Source organism: Pseudomonas hunanensis (assembly GCF_013393325.1).
GTDB classification, from domain to species: Bacteria; Pseudomonadota; Gammaproteobacteria; order Pseudomonadales; family Pseudomonadaceae; genus Aquipseudomonas; species Aquipseudomonas putida_P.
Window position 1 is genome coordinate 17,347 of sequence record NZ_QJRC01000092.1, and the last position, 22,970, is coordinate 40,316.

Below are 22,970 nucleotides of genomic sequence, written 5' to 3' on the forward strand. Positions count from 1 at the left end.
TGGCCAACTGTAAGCATTTCAAGGCGTTAACATGAGTGAAGATGCACAAGATGTGGTTCTGGTCGTCGAGGATGAACCGGCGATTCGCATGATTTTGCGCGACTACCTGGCGGGCGAGGGGTACCACGTACTGGTGGCCGAAGATGGCGAGCAGGCGTTCGCTATCCTGGCCAGCAAACCGCACCTGGACCTGATGGTGACGGACTTCCGCTTGCCGGGAGGTATCTCCGGGGTGGAGATAGCCGAGCCCGCCGTGAAGTTACGACCGGACTTGAAGGTCATCTTCATCAGCGGCTACCCGGCGGAGATTCTCGAGTCTGGCAGCCCGATCACCCGCAAGGCTCCGATCCTGGCCAAGCCATTCGACCTGGATACCTTGCACGAGCAGATCCAGGCACTGCTGCGCTGAAGCCTGCAGGTAAAACGCTATTCCTGTAGGCGCGGCCTTGTGTCGCGAAAGGGCTGCGCAGCAGCCCCAGCAACATCGGCTGCAGGCTGAAATCCTGGGGCCGCTTCGCGACCCTTTCGCGACACAAGGCCGCTCCTACAGTGGCCGTGTCTAACGCAGGGTCCGCTCCAATCCACCCATCAACATGCTCTCCATCAACCCCAGCCCCTGTTCCTCGGGGAGTGCCTTCAACATCCCCGGCAACTGGTTCAGCAGCGTCGCCACAACATGCGCGGTGGCCACCAAAGCCTCCCCCTGCAACGCCGCCTGCGGCGCGATCAACCTCAGCAACCCCGCCTCGTAACGCTTGCGCAACAAGGCCAGGCGTGCCCGCTGGTCATCGCTCAGGCAGCACAGGTCGCGCTCGGCCAGGCGAAACTGCAGCGGGCGCTCGGCATGCAACTGCCAGTGCGCGGCAATCAGGCAGCTCAATGCCGACGCACCACGTGCCATGGCCCGTCGTCCTTGGTCCAGGGTGGCCTGCAGCTCCTCGTACAACTCCTCGATCAAGTCGTACAACAGGTCCTGCTTACTGGGGAAGTGATGGTACAGCGAGCCGGCGGTCAGCCCCACATGGGCCGCCAGCTCGCGCATGCTGACCTGGCCAAAGCCCTTTTCGGCAAACAGCGCCATGGCCCGGTCACGTCGCTCTTCAAAGTTGGCACAGCGCATTGCGGCATTGACCGGGGGCATGGCGCCTTGTCCTCAGTAAGTGAAGAAACCGCGACCGCTCTTGCGCCCCAGCCAACCGGCCGCGACCATTTCCTTGAGCAGCGGGGCAGGACGATACTTGCTGTCGTTGAAGCCTTCATGGAAGGCCTCCATGATCGCCAGCAGGGTATCCAGGCCAATCAGGTCGGCCAGGGCCAGAGGGCCGATCGGCTGGTTGCAGCCCAGGCGCATGCCGGTGTCGATGTCCTCGGCACTGGCCAGGCCTTCCTGGCGCACGAAGATCGCCTCGTTGATCATCGGCACCAGGATGCGGTTGACCACGAAGCCTGGGCGGTTGCCAGCGGTGATCGGCGTCTTGCCGACTTTTTCGGTCACCACCAGCGCCTGTGCGTAGGTGCTGTCGCTGGTCTGCAGGCCGCGAATGATCTCGACCAGCGCCATCATTGGCACCGGGTTGAAGAAGTGCACGCCAATGAAGCGCTCGGGGTGTTCGATGCTGGCGGCCAGCTGGGTGACCGACAGCGACGAGGTATTGGTGGCGATCAGGCAGTCGGCGGCGACGTTGGCGGCCACTTGTTGCAGGATGCGCTGCTTGAGCTGCAGGTTCTCGGTGGCGGCCTCGATCACCAGCTGCGCACTGCTGAGCTGGGTGTAGTCGGTGCTGGTGCGGATGCGTGCTTTCGCCGCCACCGCCTTGTCCGCTTCCAGGGTGCCCTTGCTGACCTGGCGTTCCAGGTTTTTGCTCAAGGTGGCCACACCGCGCTCCAGCGCAGCGTCGGAAACATCCACCAACAGCACCTGGTAGCCGGCGACCGCGCACACCTGGGCAATGCCGTTGCCCATGGTGCCGGCGCCGATCACGGCGATCTGTTCAATGCTCATGTACCAGGCTCCCTCAAACGCGCTCGAAGACAACGGCGATGCCTTGGCCGCCACCGATGCACATGGTGGCCAGGGCGTAGCGGCCCTGGATGCGCTGCAGCTCATGGATGGCCTTGGTGGCGATGATCGCGCCAGTGGCGCCTACCGGGTGGCCCAGAGAAATGCCCGAGCCGTTGGGGTTGACCTTTTCCGGGTCGAAGCCCAACTCGCGGGCCACGGCGCAGGCCTGGGCGGCGAAAGCTTCGTTGGACTCGATCACGTCCAGGTCCTGCAGCTTCAGGCCGGTCTTTTCCAGCACCTTGCGGGTGGCCGGGATCGGCCCAAGGCCCATCAATTCGGGCTCGACACCGGCGTGGGCATAACCCACCAGGCGTGCCAGCGGCTTCAGGCCCAGGCGGCGCACCGCGTCACCCGTGGCCAGCACCAGGCCGGCGGCGCCATCGTTGATACCGCTGGCGTTGCCGGCGGTAACGGTGCCGTCTTTCTTGAACACCGGCTTCATGCCGGCCAGTTGTTCGGCGGTGACATCGCCACGTACGTGTTCGTCGACACTGAACTGCACACTGCCTTTGCGGGTTTTCAGCTCCAGCGGCACGATCTGGCTGTCGAAGCGGCCTTCGGCAATGGCACGGGCGGCGCGGCGCTGGCTGGTCAGGGCCAGTTCGTCCTGCATTTCGCGGGTGATGCCGTGCTTGGCCGAGACGTTTTCGGCGGTGATGCCCATGTGGAAGTGCTGGAACGGGTCATGCAGTACGCCGACGGTGTAGTCGATGCCTTGCAAGTCACCCATGCGCGCCCCCCAGCGGGCCTGTGGCAACAGGTACGGGCCACGGCTCATGGATTCGGCGCCGGCCGCCACGGCCACCTCGGTGTCGCCCAACAGCAAGCCTTGGGCTGCCGAGACGATGGCCTGCAGGCCAGAGCCGCACAGGCGATTGACGTTGAATGCCGGGGTTTCCTTGGGGATGCCGGCGTTCATTGCCGCTACCCGCGCAAGGTACGCGTCACGTGGTTCGGTAGGGATCACCGTGCCCATCACCAGGTGGCCGACTTGCTCGGCGGCAAGGCCCGAACGCTCGATGGCGGCGCGGGTCACGGCACTGGCCAGGTCGGCCAGCGGCAGGTCCTTGAGGGAACCGCCGAAGCCACCAATGGCTGAACGGACGGCACTGACGACGTAGATTTCTGCGCTGCTCATAGGGGCTCCGATTGCGAAGGCATGGCGGGACTGGGCCAGGCTCTGCGAGAATGGCCGACGATATCCCGGAGTGGGTCCGAGTCTAGGCAAAGGCTCTGTGGCAGCCTATGCCGGATCTGTTCAAACAACCTGGCACTTTTTGCCACTCAGCATAGACAGCGAAAACCACCATGCGCGATAGCGATTCGGTCGCCGTGTACTTCCTCAACGCCATGCTCCATGCCCTGCGCGACAGCCCCGCCGAGCGCGACGCTCAGCTGCTGGCGGTGGGCATCGCCCCGCAATTGCTCGACCAGCCCCAGGCACGGGTGCCGGCCAAGGCGTTCGCCCAGCTATGGCTGGCGTTGATCCAGCGCCTGGACGATGAATTTTTCCGCCTCGACAGCCATGGCATGCCGCTGGGCAGTTTTGCCCTGATCTGCCGGGGCTTGATCCTCGAACCGAACCTGGAAAAGGCCTTGCGCCAGTGCATGGGCGGTTTCGGCCTGTTCCTGCGTGATTTGCAGGGCAGCCTGACCGTACGTGGCGGGCGGGCGCTGATCAGTGTGCAGTCGAACATTGCCGACCCGCTGACTCGGGTGTATGCCGAGGAAACCTACCTGGTGCTGATGATCGGCATGCTGTGCTGGCTGGCCGGGCGGCGGATCGCCATCGATCGCACCGAGCTGGCCGAGTTACGTCCGGCCCAGGAGGACGACCTGCTGCTGTGGGGGCCAGACCTGCGCCTGGGCAGCGGGCGCACCGAGGTGGAGTTCGACAGCGCCTATCTGCGCCTGCCAGTGGTGCAGGACCTGGCGGCCTTGAAGACCTTTCTGCGCAGTGCGCCGCAGGGGCTGGTGATCCGTTTTCGCAACCAGAACGGCCTGGTGGCCGAGGTGTATCGGCACCTGCGGGCCCTGCGCTATGGGCAGTGGCCGACGTTGACGGCCCTGGCGCAACAGCAGGGGATCAGTGCCAGTACGTTCCGCCGGCAGTTGGAGCGTGAGGGGCGGTCCTATCAGCAGATCAAGGATGAGGTGCGCCGGGCGATGGCCTTCGAGCGGTTGCGCGAAGGCGAGCTGAGCATTGCCGAAATTGCCGAGCAAGCGGGGTTTCAAGAGCCCAGCGCGTTTCACCGGGCATTCAAGAAGTGGACCGGCCACAGCCCCGGCAGCTATCGGGCGCGGTTGGCCGGTACAGGCAATCAATGAATGATCAGGCCGGCACCATGGCAAAGCCGACCCCGAAGCGGTTCCAGGCATTGATGGTGGCAATCGCCAAGGTCAGGTTCGCCACTTCGGCCGGCTCGAAGTGCTCCTGCAAGGCTTCATATTGCCCCTGCGGTGCGCCGTGCTCTGGCAGGCGGGTCAGGCTTTCGACCCAGGCCAGCGCCGCACGTTCACGCGGTGTGAAGTAAGCGGTTTCGCGCCACACGCACAAGGTCTGCAAACGTGCCTCGGTTTCACCCGCCTTGCGCGCATCGTTGGCATGCAGGTTGACGCAGTAGGCGCAGCCGTTGATCTGCGAAGCGCGCAGGCGTACCAGCTCCAGCAACGAACTCTCAAGGCCACTCTTGGCCAGGGCTTGCTCCAGGCCGACCATGGCTTTGTAGGCCTCGGGTGCGTGTTTGGCCCATTCGATACGGTTGTGCATGGCAATCTCCAAAGGTGCGGGGTGGTAATGGCGTTACTGTAGCGCCGACCATTGGCCACCCCGATAGCCAATCGTTCGCATGATCAGGAGGCCAATCGCCCATTCAGCTGGCCACTGACACGCATCCAATCTCTTTATTTCTGCCGGGCCAGCCAAGCCGGGATAATGGCCAGGTCTTGCTACAAGAGAAAAGATCCACCATGAGAGCTGCCTTGAACCTGTTGCTGGTGATTTTGCTGGCGCTGAACTTGCGGCCGATCCTGACCAGTATCGGCCCGTTACTCGAACCCATGCGCGCCAGCACCGGCCTGGGCTACCAGCAGGCCGCCTTGCTGACGGCATTACCGGTGCTGTGCATGGGCCTGGTGCCGTTGCTGCAACCGTGGCTGCGACGCTGGGTCAGCGAACATGGCGGTATGCTCGGGGGCCTGGCCGCGATTGCCCTGGCCTGCCTGTGGCGCCTGCAGCTGGACAGTGCCTGGGCGCTGATCGCCAGTGCGGTGGTCGCCGGCCTGGGCGTGGCAGTGGTGCAGGGCATGATGCCGGGCCTGGTCAACCGCTGGTTCCCCGGGCGTTTGGCTGGGGCGATGGGCTTGTATTCGGCCGCGCTGATGAGCGGCGGCGGCCTGGCTGCAGTGCTCGGGCCACACATCAGCGGCCATTTCGGTCACTGGCAAGCCGGCCTGGGCCTGTGGGCGATCCCGGCAGTGCTGGCGGTGCTGGCCTGGGCCGTGCTGCGGCCGCGCCAGGAAGCGCCGAAGTTGGCGGGGGCTACTGGCGGGCATTGGTTCGGCACCCGCCGGGCGTGGTTGCTGGCCCTGTACTTCGGCCTGATCAACGGCGGCTACACCAGCATGGTGGCCTGGTTGCCGGCTTACCACACCGAGCACGGCGGCAGCGCCCAGGGCGGTGCCGATCTGGTGGGCCTGATGACCGTGTTCCAGGTGGCAGGTGCGCTCGGCCTGCCGCTGCTGTTGCGGCGTTGGGCCGACCGGCGCCCAGGCCTGTGGCTGGCGCTGGCAATCCAGCTGGCGGGATTCCTCGGCCTGCTGCTGGTACCTACGCAGGCTTCGGGGCTGTGGGTAGCCATGATCGGTTTTGGACTGGGCGCCTGCTTCAGCCAAAGCCTGACGCTGACCCTGGAGCACCTGAAAACGCCTGCCGAGGCGGGCAGCCTGGCGGCGTTCGTGCAGGGCATCGGCTTTATCATCACCGGTATCGTGCCGTACATCACCGGCTGGCTGCGTGATGTCAGTGGCGACTTCCAGGCTTCGTGGACGCTGCTGACCGTGACTGTTCTGGCAATGTTGCTGGTGACCGTGTGCTTCAACCCGCGTGGCTATGCGGCGGCCATCGCCCGCCCGGCGGTAGTGGGCAAGGCCGCACCGGTCAACTGAGGCGTTGCAGGGTATCGCGCACTCTGTCCAGTGCTGGGTCGATGTCCAGCAATTCGATGGCGCCGAAGCCCAGCAATAGCCCAGGGCGCAACGGCGCTTCGCTGAAGAACGGCGCCAGCGAATACAGGCCGACCTCCACCTTGCGTGCGAGGTTGGCCAGCAACTCCACATCCACCCCGGGTGAGGCCAGGGCACTGAGGTGGAAGCCGGCGCTGGCGGGGATGGCGCTGAACCAGGGTGCCAGGTCGCCGCCCAGGCGTGCCAGGATACGCTCACGGCGGGCACTGTAGACTTCGTGGCAGCGGCGGATGTGCTTGTTCAGGTGGCCTTCGCCCAGAAAGCGCGCCAGCGCCCACTGCAGCAAGGTCGGGCTGTGCCAATCGCTGAGGTGCTTGGCCACGCAAGCGGCCTGCAACACGGCGGGTGGCAACACGGCATAGCCCAGCCTCAGCTCGGGCAGCAAGGTCTTGGAAAAAGTCCCCACATAAGCCACCAGGCCATGGCGGTCGAGGCGCTTGAGTGCATCCGAGGCCGGCCCGTGGTAACGGAATTCGCAGTCGTAATCGTCTTCGATGATCAGTGCGCCCAGCTCGGCAGCCCGTGCCAGCAGGGCGTGCCGGCGTGGCTCGCTCATCGGCATGCCGAGTGGGAACTGGTGCGAGGGCGTCACGTAGATCAGCCGGGTGCCGTCGGCGATCTGCTCCACGCACAGGCCTTCTCCATCCACCGGAACCGACTGCAGCCTTGCACCCAGGGCCAGAAACAGTTGCCGTGCCGGCGGGTATCCGGGGTCTTCCATCGCCACCTGGCAGCCTGGCTCGACCAGCACCCGGGCGATCAGGTCCAGTGCCTGCTGGGCGCCGTTGCACACCAGCAGGTCGGCTGCGCTGCAGTGCACACCGCGCGCGTAGGCGATGTGGTGGGCAATGGCTTCGCGCAGCTCCGGCAGGCCCTGGGCCGGAAATTGTCGCTCGGGGTGGCGCTGGCTACGGCGCAGCGCGTAGTTCAGGCAACTGCGCCACTGGTCAAACGGGAACTGCGCTTTGCTCGAAGCACCGCCGACGAAGTCATAGCGCGAGGGTGCGTGCAGCTGGCGTTGGCCGAGCACGGTGGCGCGTTGCTGCCAGCGCTCGAGGGAGGCGGCGCCGGCCAGGGGGATGGTGTCTGCTTCGTTATTGCGCAGCGGATGGCGCGGGGTGACGAAGGTGCCACGGCCGACCACGCCGCTGAGCAGGTTGTCGTAGGTTAGCCGTGAATAGGCTTCGGCCACGGTCTTGCGCGAGACGCCCAGTTGTTCTGCCAGCAGGCGGGTGGGTGGCAGTTGGGTGCCGGCGGCCAAGTGGCCGCTGTCGATACCGTCGCGCAATTGCTGGTAAAGCTGATCGGCCAGGCCTTTGCGGCCCTCCAGACGAATGTGCAGTTCCATGGGGCGGTCCAGGGCAGGGGAGTGCTCAGGATAGCGGATCAGGGGTGTGCGCAATATCTTCAGGCACGGCTGCATGCCGATACTCAGAGCCGAGCGGTGCTTACGGTGATAAAGCCTTTGTCCGCCAGTGCAATGCGTATCACTGTCTCGTCCGCCGGTGCCTTGCGGCTGCGCTTGATGCGCACGCCATCCACCGCGGCAGCTTTCAGATGCTCTGTGATGGCTCGCCCGTTCGGGTCGAAGAACACTTCGCTGGCCAGCAACTCGATACGTTCGACCAGTTGCCGGGAGTGTTCGTCGGTGGCGCAGAAGAACATCACCCCCGACAGGTGAGGGTCTTCATCGGGGTTGCTGATGTCGTGGGCCAGCATTTCACGCAGGCTGCTGCGCAGTGCGGCAATGGAGCGGGCGTACAGGTGCATACGGAGCCTCCTCTGGATCGCGACCTTGCGTTGTCCAGTGCCGATCTTGTTTTCTGCGCGCAGTGGCAGCAAGTAAGACGCGTCCTATAACTTTGTGGGAAATTTCTGAGGATGCTAGAAGGCCACCGCTGACTGGCGGGAGGCAGGTGTCTGCGGCACAATTCGGCGTCTGATACCCGCCTTGCCGAGGATTGCCATGAACAGCCATTTCCAGCCCGTCGACCTGAAAAAGGCCTATCGCCTGTTGAACCACGGCCCGACAGTGCTGGTGTCGGCCAGCCACGAGGGGGTAGACAACGTCATGGCAGCTGCCTGGGCTTGTGCCCTGGACTTCGACCCGCCCAAGGTAACCGTGGTGCTCGACAAGATCGCCCGCACCCGGCAGTTGGTGGAGGGCAGTGGCTGGTTCGTGATCCAGGTGCCGACCGCTGCGCAGGCGCAACTGACCCACCAGGTGGGGACCCGCAGCCTGTTCGACCAGCCCGACAAACTGGCCAGCATCGGTGTGCAGCTGGCGAGGGTCGAAGGGCATGCGGCGCCATTGGTGCAAGGCTGCTCGGCGTGGTTGATGTGCCGAGTGATCGACGAACCGCATAACCAGAACACCTATGACTTGTTCATAGGCGAAGTGGTGGCCGCCTGGGCGGATGACCGGGTGTTCCGGGATGGGCACTGGGCCTATGAAAGTGCCGACCCGCAGTGGCGCAGCCTGCACTACGTCGCGGGTGGGCATTTTTATGCGATTGGCGAGGCGGTGGTGGTTGAGCCGCAGTAACACCTGTGTTGGCTTCTTCGCGGGCATGCCCGCTCCAACCGCATAGCAACAGGCTGTAAGGCCCCAGAAGAGGTTGGCACGGGACTCAGAGCGCGGCGGCCCCAGCCTTGGCCACCTGGGCATCCTGCTCGGACTTGACCCCGGACACGCCAATCGCGCCTACCACCTGGCCTTCCACCCGCAGCGGCACGCCGCCTTCCAGGCTGGTCAGCAGCGGCGCGGTCACGAAAGCAGTACGGCCGCTATTGACCATCTCTTCATAATCCCGCGTCTCCTTGCGCCCCAATGCGGCAGTGCGCGCCTTTTCCATTGCGATGTAAGCACTGGCGGGCGCGCAGCCGTCCAGGCGCTCCAGGGCCAGCGGATGGCCGCCGTCGTCGACCACGGCGATGGTCACGTTCCATTGCTGCGCCTGGGCTTCCTGGCGCGCGGCGCTCAGTACGCGGGCAATTTCGGCCTGGCCGATCACGAACTTGCTATGCATGGGGGTTCTCCGGGTTCAAGGCTGCTTCGACGATTTCGATCCAGTGCCGCACAGGCGTGCGCCCAGCCCCGTCGAGGTGGGCCTGGCAGCCGATGTTGGCAGTGGCGATGACTTGCGGTTTGCCGCTTTCCAGCGCATTCAGGCGATTGTCGCGCAGTTGCAGCGACAATTCAGGCTGGGTCAGCGAATAAGTGCCCGCCGAGCCGCAGCACAGGTGGCCGTCGGGCACCGAGGTCAGGGTAAATCCCAGCCGCGTCAGCAATGCTTCTACCGCACCGCCCAGTTTCAGGGCGTGCTGCAGTGTACATGGGCAGTGGAAGGCCAGACGCTGTTCGGCGCAAAGGCTCAGTTGCTCGACGGGTTCATCGCGCAAAACTTCTACCAGGTCGCGGGACAGTGCGCTGACCCGCGCGGCCTTGGCAGCGTAGTGAGGGTCTTTTTCCAGCAGGTGGCCGTAGTCGCGGACAAATGCGCCGCAGCCACTGGCAGTTTGTACGATCGCCTCGGCACCTGCTTCGATGGCGGGCCACCAGGCGTCGATATTGCGCCGTGCCCGCTGCAGGCCCTGCTCCTGAGCATTCAGGTGATAGTCCACCGCGCCACAGCAACCGGCCTGCTGGATCGGTTGCACGCTGATGCCCAGGCGGTCGAGCAGCCGCGCAGCCGCGGCGTTGGTATTGGGTGACAGGGTTGGTTGCACGCAACCTTCCAGCATCAGCACCCGGCGTGCATGGCGTGGCGCGGGGCGGTCGCCGGGTGGCGTGATGCGGGCCGGCAGCTTGCGTTTGAGCGTGGCCGGCAGCAGCGGGCGCAGCGCCTGGCCGCTGCGGGTCAGGGCTTTGAACAATGCCGGGCGCGGCACTACCGCACACAGGCCCTGGCGCAGCAGGCGCTGGCCGAGCGGGCGCGGCACCTGCTGCTCGACCACCGCCCGGCCAATGTCCAGCAGGTCGTGGTACTTCACCCCGGATGGGCAGGTGGTTTCGCAGTTGCGGCAGGTCAGGCAGCGGTCCAGGTGCAACTGGGTGCTGGCGGTGACCGGCTTGCCTTCGAGCACCTGCTTGATCAGGTAGATACGCCCGCGCGGGCCGTCCAGTTCATCGCCTAGCAACTGGTAAGTGGGGCAGGTGGCGGTGCAGAAGCCGCAGTGCACGCAGGATCGCAGGATGCTTTCGGCTTCTTCGGCGCGGGCCAGGCGGCGGGCTGTTTCGCTGAGGTTGGTTTGCATGGTCTGGCCTCACAGGTCCGGGTACAGGCGACCGGGGTTGAACACCCCCTGGGGGTCGAGCTGCTGCTTGAGGGCGCGGTGGTAGCGCATCAGGGCGGCGGACAGCGGCGGGCTGCTGGCTGCACCGGGGGCATAGCAGGTGGCGTGGCCGCCCACCTTGGCGGCCTGGTCGCGAATGGTCTGTGCCGGTGCGTCGGTTGTGAGCCAGCGCTGGGCGCCCCCCCAGTCGATCAGCTGTTGGCCGGGCAGGTCCAGCTCGCCGCAGGCGTTGGGTACGGACAGGCGCCACAGCGGAGCGGCGCCGGCAAAAAATGGCAGCCGTTGTTCGCGCAGGTCGCTCCAGAACCGGTTGTGGAGTGTTTCGCCACCCAGCCGCCGGTACGCCGACTGCACCGAGCCTTCGCCGCCTTCCAGGCGCAGGTACAGTGCTTCGCCGTCATGGCAGGCGGCGCTGATCGGTAGCGGTTGCTGCCCCCATTCGGCCAGCTCCGCCAGGGCTTCATGCCGGCTCATCGGCAGGCTCAGGCCAAGGCATTGACGTGGGCGTGGCAGCACTTTCAGCGACACTTCGGTCAGCAGCCCCAGGCAGCCGAAGCTGCCCGCCATCAGGCGTGATACATCGTAACCGGCCACGTTCTTCATCACCTCGCCGCCAAAGCGCAACAGCTTGCCGTGGCCGGTGATCACGCGGGTGCCAAGCACATAGTCACGCACCGACCCGGCCCACGGCCGCCGTGGGCCAGACAACCCGGCCGCGACCATCCCTCCCAGCGTGGCTTCCGGGCCCAGGTGCGGTGGTTCGCAGGGCAGCATCTGGCCGGCTTCGTGCAGGGCCGCCTCGATTTCGCGCAGCGGCGTGCCGGCGCGGGCGGTGAGCACCAGTTCGGTCGGATCGTAGCTGACGATGCCGCGGTGGCTGCGGGTATCGAGCACTTCACCGGCCACTGGGTTGCCGAGCATCGCCTTGCTGTTGCTGCCCTGGATACGCAGTGGCGTGCGTTGGTTCAGCGCCTGGTTTACCTGTTCCAGCAGTGCCTGGCTCATGTCGCGGTCCATGCTCATCAGAAACGCTCCAGTTCGGGGAAGGGCAGCTGCCCATGGTGCACATGCATGGCGCCGAATTCGGCGCAGCGGTGCAAGGTGGGAATGTTCTTGCCGGGGTTGAGCAGGCCCTGCGGGTCGAAGGCGGCCTTCACCGCGTGGAACAGGGTGATTTCGTCGCTGTTGAACTGCGCGCACATCTGGTTGATCTTCTCGCGGCCCACGCCATGTTCACCGGTGATGCTGCCGCCCACTGCCACGCACAGTTCGAGGATCTTGCCGCCGATGGCTTCGGCACGCTCCAGCTCGCCGGGGCGGTTGGCATCGAACAGGATCAGCGGATGCATGTTGCCGTCGCCGGCATGGAACACATTGGCCACGCGCAGGCCGTATTCAGCGGACAGGTCACTGATACCCTTGAGCACCCGGGGCAGTTCGCGGCGCGGGATGGTGCCGTCCATGCAGTAGTAGTCCGGGGAGATGCGCCCTACCGCTGGAAAGGCGTTCTTGCGCCCGGCCCAGAAGCGCACGCGCTCGGCTTCGTCGCAGGCCAGGCGCACCTCGCGGGCCCCTGCATGCGTCAGTACGTCGGCGACCCGCGCGCAGTCGTCGTGTACGTCGGCCTCCACGCCATCCAGCTCGCACAGCAGGATCGCCGCCGCGTCCACCGGGTAGCCAGCGTGGATGAAGTCCTCGGCGGCGCGGATCGCCAGGTTGTCCATCATCTCCAGGCCGCCGGGGATGATGCCGGCCGCGATGATGTCGGCGACTGCCCGGCCGGCGTCCTCGACGCTGTCGAAACTGGCCAGTAGCACTCGCGCCACCTGGGGCTTGGGTAGCAGCTTGACGGTAACTTCGGTGACGATACCCAGCATGCCTTCGGAGCCGGTGAACAGCGCCAGCAGGTCGAAACCTGGGCTGTCCAGGGCATCGCTGCCGAGGGTCAGGTGCTCGCCCTCGATCGTGAGGATTTCCACCTTGAGCAGGTTGTGCACGGTCAGGCCGTACTTGAGGCAGTGCACGCCACCGGCATTTTCGGCGACGTTGCCACCGATGGAGCAGGCTATTTGCGAGGAGGGGTCTGGTGCGTAGTACATACCATGAGGTGCGGCGGCCTGGGAGATGGCCAGGTTGCGCACGCCCGGCTGCACACGGGCGTAGCGACCCTGCGGGTTCACCTCAAGGATACGATTGAAGCGCGCCATCACCAGCAGGATGCCCTTCGCCAGCGGCAGGGCACCGCCCGACAGGCCGGTACCGGCGCCTCGGGCGACCACCGGTACGCCACGTTGGTGGCACAGTTTCAGTAGTGTTTGCACCTGCTCCAGGCGCTCGGGCAGCACCACCAGCAGTGGCACGGTGCGGTAGGCCGACAGGCCGTCGCATTCGTAGGGTTTGAGGTCTTCTTCGCGGTGCAGGATTTCGAGGTCTGGCAGGGCATCGCGCAGCGCCTGCAACAGGTCAGCCTGGTTCACGTTGGGCAACGCGCCATCGACGCGCTCGTCGTACAGGATATTCATCGGCTCACTCGGCAACGGTTTTTGTTGTTGTTGGCAAAGCGATCACCCTGCCAGCGTGCGCGTGCCGGCGGCTGTGGTCGAGTGCGGCAGGTACTGGTCCTACCAGTTTTTCTGCCAGGCTGTGGCTATTACCGGCTTTGTCCGGCTAGATTGAAGCCAGTGATGCAACTGGTCCTACCAGTAGGGGCGTTGAGATGGGTACTGAAGGCAAGGCCAAGGTCGCCGATCAGGTCGCCGAACGGGTCGAACGGCTGATCGTCGAAGGCGTACTGAAGGTGGGCCAGGCGCTGCCGTCCGAGCGGCGGCTGGTGGAAAAACTGGGCTGTTCGCGCTCGGCTCTGCGGGAGGGCCTGCGCATCCTGCGTGGGCGCGGCATCATCGACACCGAGCAAGGGCGTGGCTCGTTCGTCGCCGACCTGACGGGGCAGGTGGGGAGCACGCCGTTGATGCACCTGTTCAGCTCGCAACCGCGCACGTTGTTCGACTTGCTGGAGGTGCGGGCGTTGCTGGAGGCGGAGTCGGCGCGGCTGGCGGCTTTGCGCGCCACCGAGGTCGACCGTTTGCTGATCCGTCGGCGCTACGAAGAAATGCTGGCTGCCCATGAAACCGCGCAGGCGCTCGATGCTCGCGAGCATGCCCACCGTGACCATGCCTTTCACCGGGCGATCAGCGAGGCGTCGCATAACCCGGTGCTGGTGCATACCCTGCAATCGCTCAGTGACCTGACCCTGAGTACTGTGTTCGCTTCGGTCAACAACCTGTACTGCCGGCCTGCGCAGAAACGCCAGATCGATCGCCAGCATGCGCGGTTGTATCACGCAGTGATGGAGCAACTGCCGGAGCAGGCTCAGCGGGCCGCACGCGAGCACATCAACGGGATACGTGACAGTTTGCGAGAGATAGAGCAGGAAGAGCAGCGCTTGGTCAGGGCGACCATGCGCATGGATGGCTGGGGTTGAATTGTAACCCCGCACCGGCCTGTTCGCGGACAATGCCGAGCACAGGCCGGTACAGGTTCACTCAATGGTCAGCCACAGGGTCATCCTGAGACAGGATTGCCCTGGCCAACTCTTCATCATTGGCTTGCAGCCCTGGGTGGTCCTTGCGGGCCTGTTCCAAAGCCGACTCCACATAGGCGCCGCGGATGGCACCGCCGCTGGCGACGAACGCAGAAAGCTCGTCACGGGCCGGGATGATCCGTTTGTCATCCTTGAAGGTCGAATACAGCGAGGCGGAAACACCGGCCGAGGTGGCGACGTCGCCCGCATCGACGCGGGCCAGGGCAGCACCGGCAGGCAGCAGGAGCAGCAGCGCAGGGGCGAGGAATAGGTGGCGCATGTCGTGTTCTCCAGTAGCGTGAAGCACAGGGAAATAAACCACTCAGTGTTTAAGAGAGCAGGTGAGTGCGGGTAGTTCCCTTTCCTGGCTGGAATGACGAGAGGGGCAGGTACAGCGCAGGGCTCGATCTCAGTGAGGCCTCTGTGGAAGCGGCTCAAGGTTCAAATCGACAACCGCACCACCCGGTTGTCCAGCACCTGTTGCTCCTGTCCCCGCCGCTTGTTCACTACAAGCTCACCAATCGCAATCAGCCGGGTGCGCGTGATGTTGCGCGACAACCCCAGCAACTGCGCGGTATGCACCTGGTTGTAATGGCAGAACCGGTACGCCGAGCGCAGCAGGGCATTTTCCACCTTCTCGTAAAGATCACCCGACTGCTCCTCGTACAGCCGGCTGAACGCGCGCTGTAGCAAGTCATCCACGCCATTGCCTGCCGGCTCCTCCTCTTGCCGTTCGATACGCAAGTTGGACAAACGCAGGTCCTGCGCTTGCACCGTGCCATCGCCACAGGTCAACAAGCTGTGGTGAATCACGTTTTCCAGCTCACGGATGTTGCCCGGCCAACTGTACTCGACCAGCTTGGCCTGGGCCTTGGGGCTCAGTTCCACCGGTCCGTAGCCCAACCGGTCGCTGTAACTGCGGATGAAATGCCGGGCCAGTGGCAGGATGTCGCCCGGACGGTCGCGCAACGGGTGCAACTGCAACGTCACCACGTTCAGCCGGTAGTACAGGTCTTCACGGAAATGTCCGGCGTTGATGGCCTTTTCCAGCTGTACGTTGGTCGCCGCCAGGACCCGCACGTTGATCGGGATGCTCTTGCGCGAGCCCAGCCGCACCACTTCGCGTTCTTGCAGTACACGCAGCAGCTTGACCTGGATCGGCAGCGGCAAGTCGCCAATTTCGTCGAGGAACAAGGTGCCGCCGTTGGCCTCTTCGAACCAGCCGGCCTTGGCCGCGAGGGCGCCGGTGAAGGCGCCCTTTTCATGGCCGAACAGTTCGGCTTCCACCAGCGACTCGGAAAATGCGCCGCAGTTGACCGCAACGAACGGGCCGTTGCGCCGACCGCTGAGGTTGTGGATGTGGCGTGCGACCAGCTCCTTGCCCGTGCCGGTTTCGCCGATGATCAGGACGCTGGCCTCGCTGGGGGCGACCTGTTGCAGGTGGGCGAGCAGCGCCTGCGACCTTGGGTCTTCGAAGACCTGTGCGGTCGCCCGGATCGAGGTAGCCAGTGTCGGTGACGGGGGGAGGGTCAGCAGTTGCATGGGCAGTCCTCAGGAGTAGAAGGATGGGGCAGGGCGTTTGTCGTTGAGGGCCCACTCGCCAAGTTCGTGGATGCGATAGTCCACCGGGTCGTGCAGGGTTTGCGTGCGCAGGTTGCGCCAGTGCCGGTCGAAGCGCAGCGAGGCATGCGTGGCGCGGGCACCGGTAACCTCGAACAGGCGGTTGCAGATGTCCAGGCCGTGGCGGCTGGCGGCGACCTTGGCAGTGCCGATGGCCAGGGCCAGGTCGCCTCGCTCATCAGCGGTAAGTGCATGTTCCTTGACCCAGGCGGCGTCCAGCTGGCGCGCGGCCCGCTCGATCAGCAGGCGCACGCTTTCCAGGCCAACCCAGAACTCGCCGTAATGGCGCAGTACGTAAGGGTCTTCGGCGCTGCTGGCGGCGCTGGAGCGGAACCACGGGCGGCTTTCCTTGAGGGTGTACTGACGGGCTTCGTCGAAGGCGCCTTCGGCAATGCCGAGGAACAGGTTGGCGAAATGCAGCTGGGCGATCAGTGGACGCAAGGCGGCGAACGGAGTGCTCAAGGGGCCTGGATCGAGCAGCAATTCGTTGTGCTCGACCCGTACCCGCTCGAAGGTGGCGCTGCCACTGTCGGTCTGGCGCTGGCCGATGTTGTTCCAGTCGCTGTGCAGACTGATGCCGGTGCGGCCACTGGGGATGGCGGCAATCAGCAACTTGCCGCCGGCACGTTCGTCCACTGCCGAGGCAATCAGCATTTCCGAGTCGCTGGCGCCGGAGCAGAAACTCTTCTTGCCCGAAAACTCGCACCAGCCGTCGAAGTGCTTGACCACGGTGCGGGTGTCCAGCGGGTTCAGGGCATTGCCCCAGAACCACTGTTTGCGAGCAGTCTGTTCGAACCACGGTTGCCATTGGTCCGGGCGCGAGAACAGGCGCACGGTGGCCAGCATCAGGTGGTGAAAACCGAAAACATGGGCGATGGAGCTGTCGACCCGCGCGAACTCGCGCACCACCGCGAAGGTGTCGTGCCAGCTGGCACCCTGGCCGCCGAACGCCTGTGGGATCGCCAGTGACAGCAAGCCGCTGTCACGCAAAGCGTCGCGCTCGGCTTTGGGTGTGCCACCGCGTTCGTCGCGTTCCACAGCGGTCTGGGCAAACTGCCCGGCCAGTTCGCGGGCAATCGCCAAGGCCGGGCGCAGTGGTGTAGTCACAGGTGCATTCATGGCCGCTCCTCAGGCGCTTTTACGCAGGGCGTGGTGGGCGCCGAACAGTGGCACGGCACGCTCGGCGGCCAGGCGGATACGGGCGGCAAGGGCGTCGCTGGAGACGCGGTAGTCGGCCATTTCCGCCTGGCTGGCGAATACGCCGATGGGCAGGGTCAGGGCCTGCAGGAAGCTGAACAGCGGGCGCAGCTGGTGGTCGAGCACCAGCGCGTGGCGTTCGCTGCCACCGGTGGCGGCGAGCAACACCGGGGTGTCGACCAAGGCGTCCTGGCCGATCAGGTCGAACAGGTGCTTGAAGTGGCCGGTGAAGCTGCCGCGGTACACGGGCGTGGTCACCACCAGCAGGTCGGCCCGTTCCACCAGGCGCAGTTGCTGCTCGACAGTGTCGGGCAGTTCGCTGCGCCACAGGGCGCTGCCCAGTGGCCGGGCGATCTCGCCCAGTTCGATCAGGTGCGGCTTGATGTGCAGGTGTTCGGCCAGTTCGGCGAGGATCGCTTCGGTCAGGGCCAGGGTGCGCGAAGGGCGGGAAGTGCCGCCGGACAGGGCTACGACGTTCAGTGGGGTGCTCATGGGCTAGTCTCCGGTTCTGGTTGAGCGGGACTTTGCTTGAGCAATCGTCGTGCCTGGTTCTAATGTTGTTATAGATCAACGAGTTAGCGAGTATTAGTGGCTGCGCTGCTGTTGCCGTGCGGGCGTTTTGTGTTGATCAGGTGTTGCGCTGCAAACAGTTGGCCGGGTGTTGGCGGCTGTACAGTTGGGAGAGTTATAGAGGATTAATGAATAGGTAAAAAAGAATAAGAAGTCATATTCTTATTCTATTTTTATCTTCAAGGTGCTGCGTGGTGCTGCCCAGCAGCCCCAAGCACCCTAGATGTGGGGGGCGTTGCGAGGGGATACCCCACCCGCAAATTCCGGTTTCAAATGCCCCTGTTCATCCAGCAGGTAAGCATCCATCACCTCCCGCACCACCGGCCCGGCCACTCGGCCCCCAGCCTCGCCGTTCTCGATCATCACGGCCACTACCACGCTCGGGTGGTCAGCTGGGGCAAAGCCAACGAACAGGGCGTTGTCACGGTGCCTTTCCAGCGTCTTGTCGCGGTTGTAGCGCTCCCCCTGTTTGATTGCCACCACCTGCGCGGTACCGCTCTTGCCTGCAATCCGGTACTGCGCACCGGCTGCTGCGGCGCGGGCGATGCCGCGCGGGTCGTGCATGACCATCTGCATGCCTTGGCTGACCTGGTCCCAGGCGTGCTTGTCATGCAGCACGATATTGGGCATCGGGTTGGGGTCCACCGGCACCTCGCCGCCCACGGTCATGGCCAGGTGCGGGCGATGCCACACGCCTTTGCTTGCCAGCAGGCTGGTGGCTTGGGCCAGCTGTAGCGGGGTGACCTGCATGTAACCTTGGCCAATGCCGAGGATCAGTGTCTCACCCGGGAACCAGGCCTGGCGCCGCGTGGCGCGCTTCCACTCGGCCGAAGGCATCAGCCCCGAGGCCTCCTCGAACATGTCCAGCGACACCTTCTGGCCCAGGCCGAACTCGGCCATGTAATCGTGCAGGCGGTCGATGCCCAGTTTATGAGCCAGGTCGTAGAAGTAGGTGTCGTTGGAGCGCATGATGGCGGTGTACATGTCTACCCAGCCGTCGCCGCTGCGGTTCCAGTTGCGGTACTTGTGGTCGTAGTTGGGCAACTCATAGTAGCCAGGGTCGAACACCCGGCTGCCAGGGGTGATCACGCCGCTGTCGAGGCCGGCGATGGCCACTTCCGGTTTCACGGTCGAGCCGGGCGCATACAGGCCGCGCAGCACGCGGTTGAACAGCGGGCGGTCGATCGAATCGCGCAGGGCGGCGTACTGCTTGAAACTAATGCCCTTGACGAACAGGTTGGGGTCGAAGCTGGGGTTGCTGACCATCGCCAGTACGTCGCCATTGGCCGGGTCCAGCACCACCACCGAGCCACGGCGCTCGCCCAGGGCCTTTTCCGCGGCCACCTGCAAGTGCGCGTCCAGGGTCAGGACAATGTCCTGACCAGGGGTTGGGTCCTTGTGGTTGAGCACGCGCATCACCCGGCCCTGGGCGTTGGTCTCGACCTCTTCATAGCCCACGTGGCCATGCAGCTGGCTCTCGTAGAAGTGCTCGATGCCGGTCTTGCCGATTGACTGGGTGCCGCGGTACTCGGTGCTGTCGAGGACCTTGGCTTCTTTCTCGTTGATGCGCCCCACATAGCCGACCGAATGGGCGAAATGCTCGGCCAGCGGGTACTCGCGGATGAACTGCGGCTCGACCTCCAGGCCCGGCAGGCGGAACTGGTTTACCGCGACCAGGGCGATCTGCTCTTCGCTCAGGCCCACCATCAGGGTCACCGGCTCGAACGGCTTGCGGCCACGGCGCAGGTCTTTGTCGAACTGCTTGCGGTCGTCTTCGGTCAGGCCTAGTACCTGGGTCAAGGTGTCGAGCACTTTGGCCGAATCGCCGCCGGCCCGCTCACGGGTCATGGTCAGGTCGAAACTGGGCTTGTTGTCGGCCAGCACCACGCCATTGCGGTCGTAGATCAGCCCGCGTTCGGGGGCGATGGGTAGCACGTGCACGCGGTTGTTTTCCGACACCGCGGTCTGCTGGTCGTGCTGCAGTACCTGCAGCACATAGAGCCGGCCCACCAATACGGCACACAGGCTGAACACCAGGGCGGCGCAGGCCAGAAGCCGGCGGTTCACCAGGTGTTTTTCCTTTTCGTGGTCCTTGAGAGGGATGGGTTGCGGCATCAGGGGCTCTTTCCTACAGGCATCGCGCTGGCCGTGCGGGCGCGCGATCGGGCCGGGGATGCTACGCAACACATCCCGCCCTCTCAAGGCGAGGCGCGGCTGGCCGCAGGCTGATAACGCCTGTGTGTCCCATGATCAGGGCGCTGGCGGCAAACATGAAGATTTGTTCATGGCTGAGCCGCATGGAGGATTCGATGCTGGTTTTTTGCGTCATTATGGATCCATAAATGAATCGTGTTCGATTAACGAACGAAAAATCATATGAGGCTTAAGCGGATAACATATTGAAATAAATAGATAAAAAATAAAATTGGTAGATCGGTCACGTAGAGTTTTGGTGGTTTTCTCAAAGCGCTTGGCTTTGGTTTGTTGTTTGTGGATCCATTATCTGGTTGATTAGCGCCTGACAACGGCCGGAGCCCTCCTGCCGTATGCGACAACAATTACAAAAAGGGTCCAGTCATGAATGGCTTTCCAAGGGTACGGAACCGTCAAGGTTCCATGCGCTTTGCCGGCGTGTGCGCATCAGTTCTCCCACCTGTGAACCGGCAGGTGGCCCCATGAATACCGACCTCAAGCAACGCCTGGACAACGACCCAATGGGCCGCTTCCAGTGCCTGGCCATTGGTATTTGCATCATCCTCAACATGATCGATGGCTTCGACGTGCTGGTCATGGCCTTCACCGCCGCCTCGGTGTCCGCCGAGTGGGGCCTGAACGGCGCACAGGTAGGGCTGCTGCTCAGCGCCGGCCTGTTCGGCATGGCGGCCGGGTCCTTGTTCATCGCGCCGTGGGCCGACCGGTTTGGTCGACGCCCACTGATCCTGTTGTGCCTGGCGCTTTCGGGCATTGGCATGCTGCTCTCGGCACTGAGCCAAACCCCGCTGCAATTGGCGCTGTTGCGAGGCCTGACCGGGCTGGGCATTGGCGGCATCCTGGCCAGTAGCAACGTGATCGCCAGCGAGTACGCCAGCAAGCGCTGGCGTGGCCTTGCGGTGAGCCTGCAGTCCACCGGCTATGCCCTGGGCGCGACCCTGGGCGGGTTGCTCGCGGTGTGGCTGTTGGGGCATTGGGGCTGGCGCTCGGTGTTCCTGTTCGGCGGCATCGTCACCGTGCTGGTGATCCCGCTGGTATTGCTGTGGCTGCCGGAGTCGTTGGACTTCCTGCTGGCTCGCCGGCCAGCCAATGCCCTGGCCCGGGTCAACCGCCTGGCAGTGCACCTCGGTCAGCCGGCACTGGCGCAACTGCCGGCACTGGCGGCGAGGGCGCAGGGTACCACCCGTGGTTTCAGGCAACTGCTGGCGCCGGATATGCGCCGCACCACGTTGGTGATCTGGTTGCTGTTCTTCCTGGTCATGTTCGGCTTCTACTTCGTCATGAGTTGGACGCCGAAACTGCTGGTGGCCGCTGGCCTGTCGGCCCAGCAGGGCATCACCGGCGGTGTGCTGTTGAGTGTCGGCGGCATCCTCGGTGCGGCGCTGATCGGCGGGCTGGCATCGCGTTGGCCACTGACGCGGGTACTGGCGTTGTTCATGCTCATCACCGCCGCACTGCTGGTGTTGTTCGTGGTCAATGGGGCCTCGGTCACTGCTGCGCTGGCGCTGGGGTTGCTGATCGGGCTGTTTTCCAACGGCTGCGTGGCCGGCCTGTATGCCTTGTCGCCAGTGGTCTATGACGCCTCGGTACGCGCCACCGGCGTGGGCTGGGGCATCGGTATTGGCCGCATGGGCGCGATCCTGTCGCCGACCGTGGCTGGCGTATTGCTCGATGGCGGCTGGCAACCGCTGCACCTGTACGGGGTGTTCGCCAGCGTGTTCGTGCTGGCCGCAGGTTGCCTGTTGCTACTGCGGCCAATGGCCAAGCCAGCGGCCGCCCTCTCTACCGATGCACTGAGCCACTGAGTGCAACCCGGCCTGGCCGGGTACCTGAATGCAGCACGTCGCCCCAAGCCCATACCGGCCTGGGGCGGTTGGCTGCGCCTATGAAAAGCGGAGAACAATAATAATGATGCACACAACTTGCACGCTGGCCCGTTCGGCCCTGGCGGTGTCGCTGGCGCTTGGCCTGGGTTTGCCGGCCTGGGCCGAGGAGGGCGGCTTCCTTGAAGATGCCAAGGCCGGGCTGACACTGCGCAACTACTACTTCAACCGCGACTTCCGCGACGCAGGGGCGGCCAAGAGCAAGGTCGAAGAATGGGCCCAGGGTTTCATTTTCAAGTTCAGCTCTGGCTACACACCGGGGCTGATCGGTGTTGGCCTGGACGGCATCGCCATGTTCGGCGTGAAGCTGGACAGCGGCCGTGGTACCAGCGGCTCCGAACTGCTGCCGGTGCACGATGACCGGCGTGCGGCCGACGACTATGGTCGCGCCGGTCTGGCGGCCAAGCTGCGTATTTGCGCGACCGAACTGAAGGTCGGTGAGCTGTTGCCGGATATTCCGCTGCTGCGCTACGACGATGGCCGCCTGCTGCCACAGACGTTCCGCGGGGCAATGCTCGATTCGCGGGAGATCGAAGGCCTGAGCCTGCAGGCCGGCCAGTATCGCGAGGTGAGCCTGCGCAATTCTTCCGACATGCAGGACCTTTCCGCCTGGGCCGCGCCTGGGGTGACTTCGGATGGTTTCAACTATGTCGGCGCCGAGTACCGCTTCAACCAGCAGCGCACGCAGATCGGCGCCTGGCATTCGCAACTGGAGGACATTTACCAGCAAAGCTACTTCAACCTGCTGCACAGCCAGCGGCTGGGGGAGTGGACACTGGCGGCCAACCTTGGCTACTTCATCGACCGGGATGATGGACAGGCGCGCATTGGTGATATCCAGAGCCGCACTGGCTACGCTTTGCTGTCGGCCTCGCACAGTGGCCATACCCTGTACCTGGGGTTGCAGAAGGTCAGTGGCGACAGCCCGTGGATGTCGGTGTATGGCAGTAGCGGGCGGACCTTGGGCAACGACATGTTCAACGGCAACTTCAGCAACGCCGACGAGCGCTCGTGGCAAGTGCGCTACGACTACAATTTTGCCGCTATGGGTGTGCCAGGGTTGCTGGCCATGGTGCGCTACGGGCATGGTGAAAATGCCACCACGGCGGCCGGCAGCAATGGCAAGGAGTGGGAGCGCGATACCGAAGTGAACTACACCTTCCAGAGCGGGGCGTTGAAGAACCTCAACATCCGCCTGAACAATGCGACCAACCGGCGCAGCTTCAACAGTGATTTCGACCAGACGCGGCTGATTGTCAGCTATCCGCTGACGTTGTAAACGCCGCGACTTAATCGTTGGCTGGCC

General features: G+C 64.4%; 22 protein-coding genes. 7 read left to right on the top strand and 15 right to left on the bottom strand.

From position 1 onward, the window contains the following. Positions 1–31 precede the first annotated feature (31 nt). Complete coding sequence (locus DM807_RS14930; protein WP_009686481.1) at positions 32–409, top strand: response regulator; 378 nt, start codon at positions 32–34, stop codon at positions 407–409. Positions 410–559: 150 nt separating this feature from the next. Here DM807_RS14930 and DM807_RS14935 read toward each other — a convergent pair whose 3' ends face one another. From DM807_RS14935 to DM807_RS14945, 3 genes are read right to left on the bottom strand one after another with little or no spacing between them, the layout of a single operon-like run. Continuing rightward, positions 560–1,141 (bottom strand): TetR/AcrR family transcriptional regulator, encoded by a 582-nt coding sequence (locus tag DM807_RS14935; RefSeq protein WP_060515712.1) that lies wholly within the window; start codon positions 1,139–1,141, stop codon positions 560–562. A gap of 12 nt (positions 1,142–1,153) precedes the next feature. Continuing rightward, positions 1,154–2,002 (bottom strand): 3-hydroxybutyryl-CoA dehydrogenase, encoded by an 849-nt coding sequence (locus DM807_RS14940; RefSeq protein ID WP_012271798.1) that lies wholly within the window; start codon positions 2,000–2,002, stop codon positions 1,154–1,156. Positions 2,003–2,015: 13 nt separating this feature from the next. Next, complete coding sequence (locus DM807_RS14945) at positions 2,016–3,200, bottom strand: acetyl-CoA C-acyltransferase family protein (protein WP_060493391.1); 1,185 nt, start codon at positions 3,198–3,200, stop codon at positions 2,016–2,018. 170 nt (positions 3,201–3,370) lie between these two features. Here DM807_RS14945 and DM807_RS14950 point away from each other — a divergent pair, with 170 nt between their 5' ends. Then, positions 3,371–4,390, top strand: coding sequence for an AraC family transcriptional regulator (locus tag DM807_RS14950; protein WP_012271800.1), 1,020 nt, complete (start codon positions 3,371–3,373; stop codon positions 4,388–4,390). Positions 4,391–4,394: 4 nt separating this feature from the next. On the opposite strand, the gene DM807_RS14955 is transcribed toward DM807_RS14950, so the two are convergent. Then, positions 4,395–4,832: a carboxymuconolactone decarboxylase family protein gene (locus tag DM807_RS14955; RefSeq protein WP_012271801.1), complete on the bottom strand. Its 438-nt coding sequence runs from the start codon at positions 4,830–4,832 to the stop codon at positions 4,395–4,397. A 200-nt stretch (positions 4,833–5,032) separates the two neighbouring features. On the opposite strand from DM807_RS14955, the gene DM807_RS14960 reads away from it, so the two are divergent. Beyond that, complete coding sequence (locus DM807_RS14960; RefSeq protein ID WP_060515632.1) at positions 5,033–6,229, top strand: CynX/NimT family MFS transporter; 1,197 nt, start codon at positions 5,033–5,035, stop codon at positions 6,227–6,229. On the opposite strand, the gene pdxR is transcribed toward DM807_RS14960, so the two are convergent. Further along, a complete protein-coding gene (pdxR, locus tag DM807_RS14965; RefSeq protein ID WP_041166468.1) occupies positions 6,222–7,655 on the bottom strand; it encodes a MocR-like pyridoxine biosynthesis transcription factor PdxR in 1,434 nt (477 codons plus the stop codon). The two genes, DM807_RS14960 and pdxR, sit on opposite strands and share 8 nt — an antisense overlap. Before the next feature lie 83 nt (positions 7,656–7,738). Then, complete coding sequence (locus tag DM807_RS14970) at positions 7,739–8,077, bottom strand: hypothetical protein (protein ID WP_060493388.1); 339 nt, start codon at positions 8,075–8,077, stop codon at positions 7,739–7,741. Positions 8,078–8,273: 196 nt separating this feature from the next. Here DM807_RS14970 and DM807_RS14975 point away from each other — a divergent pair, with 196 nt between their 5' ends. Then, positions 8,274–8,852 (top strand): flavin reductase family protein, encoded by a 579-nt coding sequence (locus DM807_RS14975; RefSeq protein ID WP_012271805.1) that lies wholly within the window; start codon positions 8,274–8,276, stop codon positions 8,850–8,852. Between the two features lie 85 nt (positions 8,853–8,937). Here the strand turns inward: DM807_RS14975 and DM807_RS14980 are convergent, their stop codons facing one another. The 4 genes from DM807_RS14980 to glcD are packed head-to-tail and all read right to left on the bottom strand — an operon-like array spanning position 8,938 to position 13,125. Further along, on the bottom strand, positions 8,938–9,336 hold the full coding sequence (locus DM807_RS14980) for a heme-binding protein (RefSeq protein WP_012271806.1): 399 nt from the start codon (positions 9,334–9,336) through the stop codon (positions 8,938–8,940). After that, the gene (gene glcF / locus DM807_RS14985) at positions 9,329–10,564 is read right to left on the bottom strand and encodes a glycolate oxidase subunit GlcF (protein WP_012271807.1); all 1,236 of its coding nucleotides are present in this window, start codon (positions 10,562–10,564) and stop codon (positions 9,329–9,331) included. Before glcF ends, DM807_RS14980 begins: the two co-directional genes overlap by 8 nt. A gap of 9 nt (positions 10,565–10,573) precedes the next feature. Next, positions 10,574–11,626 (bottom strand): glycolate oxidase subunit GlcE, encoded by a 1,053-nt coding sequence (gene glcE, locus DM807_RS14990; RefSeq protein ID WP_179027501.1) that lies wholly within the window; start codon positions 11,624–11,626, stop codon positions 10,574–10,576. Then, positions 11,626–13,125: a glycolate oxidase subunit GlcD gene (gene glcD / locus DM807_RS14995; RefSeq protein WP_060493383.1), complete on the bottom strand. Its 1,500-nt coding sequence runs from the start codon at positions 13,123–13,125 to the stop codon at positions 11,626–11,628. Before glcD ends, glcE begins: the two co-directional genes overlap by 1 nt. Before the next feature lie 194 nt (positions 13,126–13,319). Here glcD and glcC point away from each other — a divergent pair, with 194 nt between their 5' ends. Further along, a complete protein-coding gene (gene glcC, locus DM807_RS15000; RefSeq protein WP_012271810.1) occupies positions 13,320–14,084 on the top strand; it encodes a transcriptional regulator GlcC in 765 nt (254 codons plus the stop codon). A gap of 61 nt (positions 14,085–14,145) precedes the next feature. Here the strand turns inward: glcC and DM807_RS15005 are convergent, their stop codons facing one another. The 5 genes from DM807_RS15005 to mrdA form a co-directional block, all read right to left on the bottom strand. Next, positions 14,146–14,463, bottom strand: a complete 318-nt coding sequence (locus DM807_RS15005) for a DUF2388 domain-containing protein (protein ID WP_012271811.1) — start codon at positions 14,461–14,463, stop codon at positions 14,146–14,148. A gap of 161 nt (positions 14,464–14,624) precedes the next feature. Next, positions 14,625–15,725, bottom strand: coding sequence for a sigma54-dependent transcriptional activator SfnR (gene sfnR, locus DM807_RS15010; protein ID WP_012271812.1), 1,101 nt, complete (start codon positions 15,723–15,725; stop codon positions 14,625–14,627). A gap of 9 nt (positions 15,726–15,734) precedes the next feature. Further along, positions 15,735–16,922, bottom strand: a complete 1,188-nt coding sequence (locus DM807_RS15015) for an acyl-CoA dehydrogenase family protein (RefSeq protein WP_060515627.1) — start codon at positions 16,920–16,922, stop codon at positions 15,735–15,737. Between the two features lie 9 nt (positions 16,923–16,931). Continuing rightward, a complete protein-coding gene (gene msuE, locus DM807_RS15020; RefSeq protein ID WP_012271814.1) occupies positions 16,932–17,492 on the bottom strand; it encodes an FMN reductase in 561 nt (186 codons plus the stop codon). A gap of 297 nt (positions 17,493–17,789) precedes the next feature. Continuing rightward, on the bottom strand, positions 17,790–19,685 hold the full coding sequence (gene mrdA / locus DM807_RS15025) for a penicillin-binding protein 2 (protein WP_179027502.1): 1,896 nt from the start codon (positions 19,683–19,685) through the stop codon (positions 17,790–17,792). A 560-nt stretch (positions 19,686–20,245) separates the two neighbouring features. Here mrdA and DM807_RS15030 point away from each other — a divergent pair. After that, positions 20,246–21,586, top strand: a complete 1,341-nt coding sequence (locus DM807_RS15030) for an MFS transporter (RefSeq protein WP_179027503.1) — start codon at positions 20,246–20,248, stop codon at positions 21,584–21,586. A gap of 103 nt (positions 21,587–21,689) precedes the next feature. Next, complete coding sequence (locus DM807_RS15035; protein ID WP_012271817.1) at positions 21,690–22,943, top strand: OprD family porin; 1,254 nt, start codon at positions 21,690–21,692, stop codon at positions 22,941–22,943. Positions 22,944–22,970: the final 27 nt, after the last annotated feature.